The organism is Vibrio sp. McD22-P3 (assembly GCF_021568915.1).
In the GTDB taxonomy this organism is placed as follows: Bacteria; Pseudomonadota; Gammaproteobacteria; order Enterobacterales; family Vibrionaceae; genus Vibrio; species Vibrio mediterranei.
Map to the genome: position 1 here is coordinate 1 of NZ_JAKGTN010000024.1, position 12,092 is coordinate 12,092.

The 12,092-nt window shown below is 44.1% G+C and carries 13 protein-coding genes; 4 read left to right on the forward strand and 9 right to left on the reverse strand.

Going from position 1 to position 12,092, the window contains the following annotated elements; genetic code table 11:
- Positions 1 to 296 precede the first annotated feature (296 nt).
- From hemG to L2W36_RS22545, 3 genes are read right to left on the reverse strand one after another with little or no spacing between them, the layout of a single operon-like run.
- A complete protein-coding gene (hemG, locus tag L2W36_RS22535) occupies positions 297 to 824 on the reverse strand; it encodes a menaquinone-dependent protoporphyrinogen IX dehydrogenase (RefSeq protein WP_038224193.1) in 528 nt (175 codons plus the stop codon).
- A gap of 31 nt (positions 825 to 855) precedes the next feature.
- Positions 856 to 2,313, reverse strand: a complete 1,458-nt coding sequence (locus L2W36_RS22540; RefSeq protein ID WP_062463395.1) for a TrkH family potassium uptake protein — start codon at positions 2,311 to 2,313, stop codon at positions 856 to 858.
- A 32-nt stretch (positions 2,314 to 2,345) separates the two neighbouring features.
- A complete protein-coding gene (locus tag L2W36_RS22545) occupies positions 2,346 to 2,969 on the reverse strand; it encodes a YigZ family protein (protein ID WP_006075111.1) in 624 nt (207 codons plus the stop codon).
- A gap of 220 nt (positions 2,970 to 3,189) precedes the next feature.
- Between L2W36_RS22545 and fadB the strand changes: the two genes are divergently transcribed.
- The 3 genes from fadB (at position 3,190) to acuI (ending at position 7,680) form a co-directional block, all read left to right on the forward strand.
- Complete coding sequence (gene fadB, locus L2W36_RS22550; RefSeq protein WP_006075110.1) at positions 3,190 to 5,358, forward strand: fatty acid oxidation complex subunit alpha FadB; 2,169 nt, start codon at positions 3,190 to 3,192, stop codon at positions 5,356 to 5,358.
- 26 nt (positions 5,359 to 5,384) lie between these two features.
- Positions 5,385 to 6,548 (forward strand): acetyl-CoA C-acyltransferase FadA, encoded by a 1,164-nt coding sequence (gene fadA / locus L2W36_RS22555; RefSeq protein WP_236111657.1) that lies wholly within the window; start codon positions 5,385 to 5,387, stop codon positions 6,546 to 6,548.
- Between the two features lie 151 nt (positions 6,549 to 6,699).
- On the forward strand, positions 6,700 to 7,680 hold the full coding sequence (acuI, locus tag L2W36_RS22560; protein ID WP_038224188.1) for an acrylyl-CoA reductase (NADPH): 981 nt from the start codon (positions 6,700 to 6,702) through the stop codon (positions 7,678 to 7,680).
- A 51-nt stretch (positions 7,681 to 7,731) separates the two neighbouring features.
- On the opposite strand, the gene L2W36_RS22565 is transcribed toward acuI, so the two are convergent.
- From L2W36_RS22565 to L2W36_RS22580, 4 genes are all read right to left on the reverse strand, one after another.
- On the reverse strand, positions 7,732 to 8,658 hold the full coding sequence (locus tag L2W36_RS22565) for a c-type cytochrome (protein ID WP_006075107.1): 927 nt from the start codon (positions 8,656 to 8,658) through the stop codon (positions 7,732 to 7,734).
- On the reverse strand, positions 8,655 to 9,266 hold the full coding sequence (locus L2W36_RS22570) for a c-type cytochrome (RefSeq protein WP_006075106.1): 612 nt from the start codon (positions 9,264 to 9,266) through the stop codon (positions 8,655 to 8,657). The genes L2W36_RS22565 and L2W36_RS22570 overlap by 4 nt, the downstream gene beginning before the upstream one ends.
- 84 nt (positions 9,267 to 9,350) lie before the next feature.
- Positions 9,351 to 10,292 carry a LysR family transcriptional regulator gene (locus L2W36_RS22575; protein ID WP_006075105.1) on the reverse strand — a complete coding sequence of 314 codons (942 nt, stop codon included), beginning with the start codon at positions 10,290 to 10,292 and terminating at the stop codon, positions 9,351 to 9,353.
- Positions 10,293 to 10,463: 171 nt separating this feature from the next.
- A complete protein-coding gene (locus L2W36_RS22580; RefSeq protein WP_006075104.1) occupies positions 10,464 to 10,649 on the reverse strand; it encodes a hypothetical protein in 186 nt (61 codons plus the stop codon).
- Between the two features lie 133 nt (positions 10,650 to 10,782).
- Here L2W36_RS22580 and tusA point away from each other — a divergent pair, with 133 nt between their 5' ends.
- Positions 10,783 to 11,031 (forward strand): sulfurtransferase TusA, encoded by a 249-nt coding sequence (gene tusA / locus L2W36_RS22585; protein WP_006075103.1) that lies wholly within the window; start codon positions 10,783 to 10,785, stop codon positions 11,029 to 11,031.
- Between the two features lie 59 nt (positions 11,032 to 11,090).
- Here the strand turns inward: tusA and L2W36_RS22590 are convergent, their stop codons facing one another.
- A complete protein-coding gene (locus L2W36_RS22590; RefSeq protein WP_006075102.1) occupies positions 11,091 to 11,351 on the reverse strand; it encodes a hypothetical protein in 261 nt (86 codons plus the stop codon).
- Positions 11,352 to 11,492: 141 nt separating this feature from the next.
- Positions 11,493 to 12,047 carry a TMEM165/GDT1 family protein gene (locus tag L2W36_RS22595; RefSeq protein ID WP_006075101.1) on the reverse strand — a complete coding sequence of 185 codons (555 nt, stop codon included), beginning with the start codon at positions 12,045 to 12,047 and terminating at the stop codon, positions 11,493 to 11,495.
- Positions 12,048 to 12,092: the final 45 nt, after the last annotated feature.

Here is a 12,092-nt window from a genome sequence, read left to right on the forward strand (position 1 = left end):
ACAGATTGATAGGTTTATATTGTTAAAGAGCTTGTTTTGAGCTTTGCTCAAAACGGACGGCCATTTTAGCGAGATAAGTTGTCGTGTCAACCACTTTTTTCAACTTATTTTACCAAGCTTCTTAGAAGCTTGAGGCCTTCTGACTGGGTGCGAACTTTCGTCTGCGTTCCCGTGTCAGCGAGGGGGCATTATAGAGATCGAAATCTTCTTGGCAACCCTTTTTTTTAAGTTTTTCGCATTTTTTTATCGTTCGATTAAAAACAGCTCAAAACGACGCAAAAATCGACATTTTCTTATTATAGCTGAGCAAATTTATCCGCAAACAAGCTGACTTTATCCCAGTTAGTGTATTCCACTTCCTTTGAAGTATCTGTTTCTCCGCCGGTCATCGTCATAATCAGTTTAATCATAAAGCGGTCAAAAGGATTATAACGTGGGTAATACAATGCGCCGGCAAACACACCTATTAACTCCGGTTGCCAAGGTGACTTTTTCAAGAACGTCTTTATATAAGCACTGCCTTCCGGCGTGTCTTTTCCTTGTTCTTCTTTTCTTGCGGTCAGATTGACGCAGAAGAATGCGGCTTTCATTGATGCTAACTTTGTACTGTTAGCATTTAAAAACTGATAGAGTTTTTTATTTAAATGACCATATCGGATTGATGCCCCAATAAGCACTTTATCGAACTCATCAAGATTAATGTTCATGTCTTGGTGTAGATTGACGATAGTGGCGGCATCATCACCTAATTGCTCAGCAATACGCGTAATAATTTTTGTCGTTTGTCCTTCACGAGAAGAATAGAGATAGAGAACTTTTTCCACGATGTTTCCTTTACCTTAATAAGCAGGCTGGTTAACTACGCCAAAATGCAGGAGTTAATAGAATAAGAAGGGTAAACACTTCAAGTCGGCCAAATAGCATCGAAACGATGAGCACCCACTTAGCGCTATCATTGACTTCACCAAAGTGGACAGCTACTTCTCCAAGACCCGGGCCCAGGTTGTTCAACGTAGCCGCAACTGCGGAGAACGCACTAAGCTCATCCATACCAGTAGCAATTAACGCTAACATACAGACCACAAACACCAGTGCGTAAGCCGAGAAAAATCCCCATACTGCGTCTACTACACGCTGAGACAATGCTGTCCCACCCACTTTGATGGTATATACCGCTCTTGGGTGTACAAGGCGTTTCATCTCACGAGCGCCTTGCAGAGTAAGTAATAAAATACGAATTACCTTCATACCACCGCCCGTTGAGCCTGCACATCCACCAATAAAAGAAGAGAACAGTAGCAACACGGGTAAAAACAATGGCCATTCCGAGAATCCAGTAGTGGTAAAGCCCGCCGTCGTCGAAATAGATACTGACTGGAACAGTGCCTGATCAAACGCATCGTATACCGAGTTATAGGAGTGATGCTTCAATAAAATAAGGAAGCAGATCAGGAATAACACCGCCTGTATAAAAATGAAGGCTCTAAACTCGGGATCCTTCCAATAATACTTAGGATGTACTCCACCTGAAGCAAATGCAGCAAAGTGTAAAGAGTAGTTACAGGCCGATATAAGCAGGAATACCACGGTAATCATATTAATAGCATGGCTATCAAAGTAACCCATGCTCGCATCATGAGTGGAAAAACCGCCAATCGCAATGGTTGAGAAACTATGGGCTATCGCATCAAACGGTGTCATACCTGCTACCCAAAATGCCGCTGCACAAGCGATAGTCAAGCTTAAGTAGATGTACCAAAGCGCCTTTGCTGTCTCAGCAATTCGAGGCGTCATTTTGCTGTCTTTCACCGGACCAGGGATTTCAGCCCGATATAACTGCATACCACCGATGCCTAGCACCGGTAAAATAGCGACGGCGAGTACAATGATCCCCATACCCCCAAACCACTGTAGTAATTGACGGTAAAACAATATCGCTTTAGGTAGCTCATCTAAACCAACAATAACCGTCGCACCGGTAGTGGTTAAGGCGGAGAATGATTCAAAGAATGCATCGGTTATCGACACATTAGGGAAATCGGATATAAGGAACGGTAAGGCGCCGGCGCTGCCGATTACTGTCCAAAACAAAACCACAATAAGGAAGCCATCACGAGCTTTGAGCTCGTGTTTGTGACGTCGGTTGGGAAACCAGAAAAAGCCACCACAAACTAATAAGACAAAAAAGGTCGTAACAAAAGGTACACCCGCACCATCACGATAGATGAGCGCGACAAGGGCTGGCGCAAGCATTGACACACTGAACAGTGCTAAAAGAAGCCCGACAATGCGGATTATGGATCGAAATTGCATATATGTTGAATGAAGCTACGCTTCGTTACGTCCTAGTTGTGTTCTACTGGAGAAACCATTGCCTTGGCTCCACTTTTATTAATTATGCTTTGCGTGAGTGCATCAACCTTATTCACCTCAACTTCTACAATAAGAATAACCTTATCGCTATAGTGAGATTCCACTTCTACTGCAGAACACTTACTAAGTTCAGACTGAGCCGTGGCTACAAATGCATAGTCTAACTCTAGTCGTAATTGTGTGGTGATTTTTTTTTCTATTGTTTGAATTAGCTTAAGTGCTTGTTGAACTCCTCCACCATAAGCTTTCACTAATCCGCCTGTTCCTAGCTTGATTCCACCAGAATAACGGGTAACAACGGCCGCCAATTCTCCAATCCCGGAACCGCTTAACTGTGCCAAAATAGGCTTTCCTGCAGTGCCAGATGGTTCACCATCATCACTAAAGCCCCACATCATCGAATTCTCTGGACGACCAGCTACAAAGCCCCAACAGTTATGTCTGGCACTACTGTGTTCTTTCTTCACATCATCGATAAACGCTTTGGCACTTTCGATACTTGGTGTATGGGCAATTTGTGTGATGAAGACACTCTTTTTGATTTCTTCTTCAAAAATCACAGAGTGCTCTGGTATCAAGTATGCAGTTGAGTTCATTAGGATTTATGAGATCTGTAGCTTAAAAAGGGTATTCTATCACGGGTGAATAGGATTGACTCCAAGATTGGACCACGGTCATAATGTTAAACAGTTGTTTAAAAAATGTATTGAAATTAAATTCAATGCGGTTCAATATTAGACAACTGGTCTAACCAGAAGCAAAAACAATAACTACCGCTTTCGCACAATCACGGATTGTCTGTCACGGAGAATGACAATGATTTACCAATCTGAAACCCTACAGGTAAAGGAAGTACACAACGGCATCGCCGAACTGTGTTTTAGCTCTCCCCAGTCGGTCAATAAACTTGATCTGGCTACTCTTGAAGCCCTAGACAAAGCACTTGATGCTCTTGCAGCATGGAATGATTTAAAGGGTCTAATCCTCACTACAGATAAAAGCGCATTTATCGTTGGCGCCGATATCACGGAATTCTTGGGATTGTTTGCCAAACCAAAAGCAGAACTCAAAGAGTGGCTTGGTTTTGCAAATAGCATCTTCAACAAGTTAGAAGATCTACCCGTTCCGACACTTTCAGCCCTAAAAGGTCACACGCTTGGTGGCGGTTGTGAGTGTGTATTAGCAACAGATTTTAGAATTGGTGACAAAACCACCAGCATCGGCCTTCCAGAGACAAAACTTGGCATTATGCCTGGCTTTGGCGGCACTGTGCGCCTACCACGCCTCATTGGTGCCGATAGCGCGATGGAAATCATCACACAAGGTAAAGCATGTCGCTCAGGTGAAGCGTTAAAGCTTGGTTTACTCGACGCAATCGTCGAAACCGATGCACTGTATGAATCTGCACTTAACACGATTCAATTAGCCATCAATGAGAAAATCGATTGGAAAGCACGCCGCCAAGCGAAAGTGTCTCCACTGACACTGAGCAAGCTTGAAGCGATGATGAGCTTCACTATGGCTAAAGGTCTTGTTGCTCAAAAAGCAGGCCCACATTATCCAGCACCAATGGCTGCAGTAAAAGCCATTGAAGAAGCAGCTCGCTCTGGCCGAGATCAGGCTCTTGATATTGAAGCAAATTACTTTATTCAACTAGCTGGCTCTGATGTAGCCAACGCACTAGTTGGTATCTTCCTTAACGACCAATACATTAAAGGTCTTGCTAAGAAAGCCGCGAAGTCAGGTAAAGACACCGAACGTGCTGCCGTGCTAGGTGCTGGCATCATGGGTGGCGGTATTGCTTATCAGTCTGCGCTTAAAGGCGTACCCGTAATCATGAAAGATATTGCTCAGGCTTCTTTAGAGCTTGGCATGACTGAAGCATCCAAACTGCTGAACAAACGCTTGCAACGTGGTCGTATTGATGGCTTTAAGATGGCTGGCGTATTGGCATCTATCACTCCAAGCCTTCATTACGCAGGCATCGAACAGAGCGATGTGATTGTCGAAGCGGTCGTTGAGAATCCAAAGATAAAGGCATCAGTATTGAGCGAAGTCGAAGGATTAGTCGGTGAGAATACTGTCATTGCATCGAATACATCGACGATTCCTATTAATGTACTTGCGAAGTCACTCAAGCGCCCAGAAAACTTCTGTGGTATGCACTTCTTTAATCCAGTCCACCGTATGCCACTGGTTGAAATCATCCGTGGTGAGCACACGTCAGAAGAAACCATTAATCGTGTTGTGGCTTACGCAGCAAAAATGGGTAAATCGCCAATCGTCGTTAATGATTGCCCAGGGTTCTTTGTTAACCGCGTACTCTTCCCTTACTTTGGTGGCTTTAGTCAGCTATTAAGTGATGGTGCTGACTTCATTCAGATTGATAAAGTCATGGAGCGCAAGTTTGGTTGGCCTATGGGGCCTGCTTATCTTCTCGATGTTGTTGGTATCGATACCGCTCACCACGCTCAAGCTGTCATGGCGGAAGGTTTCCCTGAGCGTATGGCGAAAGAAGAGCGCGATGCAATCGATGTTCTCTTTAGTAACACTCGCTACGGTCAGAAGAATGGCTCTGGCTTCTACGCGTACACTACAGACAAGCGTGGTCGACCGAAGAAAGCACCAAGTGAAGACATCACTAGCTTACTAGAACCGGTTTGCAAACCAAGCCAAGCGTTCGACGACGACACCATCATTCAACGTATGATGATTCCAATGATCAACGAAGTAGCACTGTGTCTTGAAGAGGGCATCATTGCAACACCACAAGAAGCCGACATGGCTCTAGTATATGGATTGGGCTTCCCTCCATTCCGCGGTGGTGTATTCCGTTACCTAGATAGCATTGGTATCGATAACTACGTAGCAATGGCAAAACAATACGAGTCATTGGGTGCAATGTACAAAGTCCCTCAGTCGCTAGTAGACATGGCAAGCTCTGGTAAGCGCTTCTATGAACTGCAGCAAACTGGCTCACTGTAATTACCCATTGGAAGAGGAATATCAAAATGAAAAATGTTGTCGTTGTTGATTGTCTTCGCACACCGATGGGTCGTTCCAAAGGTGGTGCATTTAGACATCAACGTGCTGAAGATCTATCAGCGCATCTTATGAAAGGAATTTTGGCTCGCAACCCACAAGTCAAACCTGAAGAAATTGAAGATATCTATTGGGGCTGTGTACAGCAAACATTAGAGCAAGGCTTTAACGTGGCACGTAATGCAGCACTGCTCGCGGGTTTACCTATTGAAATTGGTGCGGTTACCGTTAACCGTTTGTGTGGTTCATCAATGCAAGCTCTGCATGACGCGGCACGCTCTATCATGGTTGACGATGCGGAAATCTGTCTTATCGGTGGTGTAGAACACATGGGTCATGTCCCAATGACTCATGGCGTTGACTTTCATCCACAGTTGTCAAAGAACGTTGCCAAAGCAGCAGGCATGATGGGTTTAACAGCTGAGATGCTAGGTAAACTCCATGGAATTAGCCGCGAACAACAAGATGAGTTTGCTGCCCGCAGTCACCAACGTGCACAAGCCGCAACCCTAGAAGGACGCTTCAAAAACGAAATTCTACCAACAGAAGGTCACGCAGAAGACGGCTCTCTCTTCACTTTAGATTACGATGAAGTTATTCGTCCGGAAACTAACGTGGAAGGTCTATCTAAGCTACGTCCTGTATTTGACCCTGCCAATGGCACTGTCACTGCCGGCACGTCATCTGCGCTATCAGATGGTGCTTCTGCCATGTTGATAATGAGTGAAGATAAAGCTAACGAGCTAGGTTTACCTATTCGTGCAAAAATCCGCTCAATGGCCATTGCTGGTTGCGATCCTTCCATTATGGGTTACGGTCCAGTACCTGCGACTCAAAAAGCACTGAAGCGTGCAGGTTTGACGATGGGTGATATTGATATTGTTGAACTTAACGAAGCATTTGCTGCTCAGTCACTGCCTTGTGCGAAGGATCTGGGTCTATTAGATGTGGTAGACGAGAAAGTAAACCTTAACGGTGGTGCTATCGCGCTTGGACACCCATTGGGCTGCTCAGGCTCTCGCATTTCCACCACCCTTATCAATATTATGGAAAGCAAAGATGCCAAGATCGGTCTAGCGACCATGTGTATTGGTTTGGGTCAAGGCATTGCAACCATATTCGAACGTCCATAACCCCATCTGAATGTAAAAACAGCTCCGCTTGCGGAGCTGTTTTTATTTATGCATAAAATGCATACATCAAATGTTCAAGTTTCATTTTTTTTTTACCTATTTGTCGCCTACACTTTGCAGCAGATAACACGTCAACTCATTGGAGATAACCATGTTCAAAGCACTGTTACTTAACCAAGAAGATAAAAAAACAATCGCTACTATTTCTCAAGTAGATGAGTCTCAGCTTCCAGAAGGTAATGTAAAAATAGATGTAAAATATTCATCTTTGAACTACAAAGATGGGTTGGCGATTACAGGTAAAGGCAAAATTATTCGCAATTTCCCAATGGTACCGGGTATCGATCTTTCTGGCGTAGTGTCTCAATCTGATGACCCTCGTTATAAGGAAGGCGACGAAGTGGTTCTCACTGGCTGGGGGGTCGGTGAGAATCACTGGGGTGGCATGGCAGAGAAAGCAAGTCTAAACGGTGATTGGTTGGTGCCAATGCCTGCTGGCCTAGATGCAGAAAAGGTCATGGCTATCGGTACTGCTGGCTTCACGGCTATGCTTTGCGTGCAAGCGATTGTTGATGCTGGCATCAAACCAGAAGATGGTGAAGTACTGGTAACCGGCGCAAGTGGTGGTGTCGGTAGTGTATCAGTAACGCTACTAAACCAACTCGGCTACAAAGTCGCAGCAGTCACAGGCCGTGCTTCAGAAAATGGTGAATTACTCACTTCTCTTGGCGCTTCTCGTATTGTTGAACGTAGTGAACTTGAAGAGCCAGCTAAGCCACTTGAGCGTCAAGTTTGGGCTGCAGCGGTTGACACTGTAGGTAGCAAACTTCTCGCGAAAGTATTGGCTCAAATGAACTATAACGGTGTGGTCGCAGCATGTGGTCTGGCAGGTGGTTTTGATTTGCCAACAACCGTTATGCCATTCATTCTACGTAATGTCCGCCTACAGGGCATTGACTCAGTAATGTGCCCTCGCGAGAAACGTATCAAAGCATGGGAACAATTGGCAACTTTACTTCCAGAATCATACTACGCACAAGCGAGTAAAACAGTGGCGTTGGAAGAAGCGATTCAAGCAGCAGAAGATATCACTAATGGCGCTATCACTGGCCGTGTGACAATTAAGATCTAATCTTAGCTAACATATAATTGAAAAGGCTCTCATGATGAGAGCCTTTTGTATTTAATACGCATTAGTACCGAGTATTTGCTTATCATTAGCAGGGCTTGGATTACCGTACTCTCCATTATGATTATGAAAAGCTTCTTTCGTCGACTTAATATCACCATCAAAGCGTGGATCCTGTGGTCGTTCATGGCTGTCCATAAACAACGCGATATCCCAAGCTTGCTGATCTGTTAATGTTCCACCTTGCCCCAAAGGCATGTTGTGTTTTATGAACGTAGCAGCAGTATTTACTCGATGCATTCCTGCTCCCCAGTTAAAACTATCCGGCCCCCAAAGTGCAGGAAAGACATAACGTCCACCCACCTGTCGTCCTTGTCCGTTTTCACCATGGCATACAGAACATTCTTTTTGATAAGCTTTTTCACCACGCTTGTAACTAGGTGCCTTCACAGGTTTCTCTAGTTTTCCAAATCCTCTTCCAGGCAACTTGTTATCAACAGAGACCCCAAACGACAACCAATAAGAGTAAGCATTAAGGTCCAATATTTCCTGACTTAATACCTCTGGGGGTTGACCATCTTTTGCGTTCATAGAATAAAGAAAACAACCTTGCAATCGATCTTCAAACGTATTTACTCGTTTATTTTTAGAACGATAGGCAGGGTAAGACACAAACGCAGCCCACATAGGTGCCGCATTGGCTACACTCCCCCCTCCAAGATGGCAATTGGTGCAGTTCATACCATTATTCACTCTTCCCGTCGGTTTCAATTGCTGGGTATTCATAAACAATGAATATCCACGCTTTATCGACTCCCCCAATTCACCCTTTGGTAAGTTATCCCAATGAGATACTTGATGAAGGGTTTCACCTTCGTTCAACGTCCTACCAGGCTCTATGGGGTGAAGCTCTTTATATTGATCAGCAAAGGCAACGAAAGTAAAACCAGCAAGCAAAGCGATTAGATAATGAGTTTTCATAAAGAACCTCCTTGCGATGAGAAGTATTCCGCAACAGCTTCGATTTCTTCTTCACTGAGTGCTTTAGAAATAGTTACCATCGTCCCCAACAAACCCGGAGGGCGTTGATCATTTTTCCAAGCGTTGAGTTGATTGATTAAGTAGTCTTTATTTTGCCCTATAAGCATAGGAAAACTTGGTGCAACCCCCACCCCATTAGGTCCGTGGCAACTGACACAAGCTGGTACATTGCTATTCCATTTACCACTGTATGCGATTCGTTCACCCAATGGCATATCAGCAGGCCACTTATCACCTCGCCATTGCAAGGTTTCAGGAGTATCAACGGGAATGGAGGCATAGAAATCAGCAGCGAGTACCAGCTGATCATCTGCAACGTCGTGAACGATAGGCTCCATAAAGCTGCTAGTTCGATGACCAGATTTAAACGCAAGGACTTGAGCCTCTAAGTAGGCTTTAGGCTGCCCTCGAAGGTTAGGGATGGTGTTTTCTCTACCAACACCATCAGAACCATGACAGTCGATACACGCCTCCATGATGTTATTGGCGAGAGCAGTATGAGTAAGGCTTATAGCAGCTAGCCCGACGATAATCCTTTTAATATTCATTGCTCATTCCTTTGTTGTTTTTAAGTCAAACTAGGATAAAGATTAGTGAATACAAGGAAATGAAGGTATCAATTCAACCGACTGCTAGCCTAACCCTACATCTTCAATTCTTTTAGTAATCAATTTTCCACATTCTTGTTTCAACACTTTGCGCAACCATTGCTGGGACTCAGAAGTATCGCAGCGTGAGTGCCAAATCAACGAATAATCAAATGGTGTGAACGTAAATGGCAATGGCTTAATTACTAAGTCATATCGCTCTGCAACCAAATACGCTAAATCGGCAGGAACGGTAATAATAAGAGGCATGGAATCAACAATCGCCAATGCCGCTTCAAGGTGATAAGCCCGTAACACCATTCTTCTTGGATTCTGATTAACCAATGCAGCATCAAGTAATGATTTTACGCCATCGCTTATCGCAATCATGGCGTGTGGCGCATTAATATAGTCTTCGAGTAATAGTGGCTTTTCCGCAAGAGGATGCTGTTTAGACACTAAACATGAAACCCCTACAGGCCCTAATATATCTTGATGCAAAGGTGAGACAGAACCTGATGGTCGACAGATAGCCATATCTACCTTATCGGTACTCAGCTGCTTAAAAAGGCTCTCGTGTTGCAGTGGGGCAAACTCTAGCGAAATGTTAGGCGCCTGCTGATACACCATAGGCAAGGCATAAGGAAGTATGGTCTGCATAGCGTAGTCAGTAGTAGCGATAAGAAAACGCTCATTGCAGTAATATGGATTGAACTCACTCGGTGTTAACAATTGGCGGAATGATTCTAACGGCGCATCAATTTGTTTGCAGATCTCCAATGCTTTACTGGTAGGAATGATCCGTTGCCCTTGACGGGTAAACAGAGGATCGCCCAGTAAATCTCTGAGCCGACCTAAAACACGACTGGTCGCTGACTGGCTAAGGTTCAAGCGCACTGCTGCTTGACTAACACTGCCTTCTTCGACCAACACTTTTAACGCAACCAACAGATTCAAGTCACGACGATAGATTTCTTCGAGTTCCATAAACACTTCCTAACGGGTTCTTTTATAGTGTACACCGAGCCCGAATATCTTTACCTAGCGCCAGATAAAAAAAATCCCGCCTTTGACAGCGGGGAAGCCCAAGAAAATGGGGATAGTGTCGGAATGTCGTATAGTGTTAGAAATCTAAATTAGCCAGATGTTTATAAAATGTTAACTTTCTTGTTCTTCTGAAACATCTTGCCAGCGTCTCATCTCAATCCAAATCCCTAGGATTGAGGCGCTTAATCCAATTAAAGGAACAAAGCTCGGCTCTGCTGAAGTCTTTAATACCAGGGCACAGAACGCAATAAAGCAAAGCACTGAATAAATCGTCAATCTATCTAAAGCGGTTAACATAGCTACTCCCTTGCTTCTTTGTTACCAACTTGTTAAACAAAGTTAAAACAAAAAAATCCATTTGCCAAGAGTTATTGCATATTTTTTCTTCATAAGTAGAATTTGAGCTGTTTTTTATAGATCAGAGCACACCATGACAATCAATACAGACCTAGCAACGCAAACATTAGAAGCAGAAGGCTTGCGCTGTCCAGAGCCAGTGATGATGGTCAGGAAGACAATTCGTAAAATGGAACAAGGAGAAGTGTTGTTAGTGAAAGCTGACGATCCTTCTACTACGAGAGACATCCCAAGCTTTTGTCGTTTTATGGATCACCAATTACTTGGCTCGCAAACAGAATCTATACCTTACCTTTACTTAATCAAGAAAGGTCTCGCGTAAAGAATCAAAAAAGGTCTCGCGTAAAGAATCAAAAAAGGCTGCATCATGCAGCCTTTTTACTATTCATCATATTCAAGCGTTCGGACTTCCGATTGCAACTGCTTAATCTGCTTTTGCATCGCACGTATTTCATTGTGCATGGGAATGAGGTGTTGCACCCTAATCCACGACTCTACAGAGAGTCCAGCCATCACAATGGCACCGACAACCATAGGTGTCCACATGTCGGTGAGCACCATTCCAAGAACCGTTAAAACAAAACCGAACGTAAATAAAGAACTCTGACTTTTCGCGGTCATTCCTGTGTAACGTGTAAGCATAGTATTGCCCTCTCGCTAGGATCCACATGATTAAAGTAGCATGACAATTGTGACACTAATATGTCACTCATCACGAAATTCACTAGATTCGTGCCAGAGTTTGATCTTGGATAAATCACAGTTAGCTAGTTGATATTGTTATTAAAAAATAGCCGCACCAATTGCTAATAATACAAACAGAATGGCGGTAACCCGGCGAATCCAATCTAATGGCAATTTATCCGCTGACAACTTTCCTATCAGTACTACCGGAACATTCGCCAACAACATACCAATAGTGGTTCCTAGAACCACCAGCATTAAGGCATCGGCATACTGCGCCCCTAATATTGATGTCGCAATTTGAGTTTTGTCACCAATCTCTGCGATAAAAAACGCAATGAAACTGGCCACAAATGGTCCTTTGTTGGAGATACTTTCCTCTTCATCCAGTTTATCGGGAATCAGTACCCATCCGGCCATGGCTACAAAACTTACGACAACAACCCACTTCAGAACTTGAGGCGAAAGGTAATCGGCGACGACAACTCCTAACCAAGCAGCAAGTGCATGGTTGGCTATCGTTGCCAGAAAAATGGCTGCAATAATGGGAATAGGTTTACGGTAACGACTGGCTAACAGCAATGAGAGAAGTTGGGTTTTATCCCCAATCTCAGCTAAGGCGACAGTAGTAATTGAAATAGCTAAAACGCTCACGACATGCTCTAAGGGGCAGGGATTATAGTTTTTAACCTATAGATA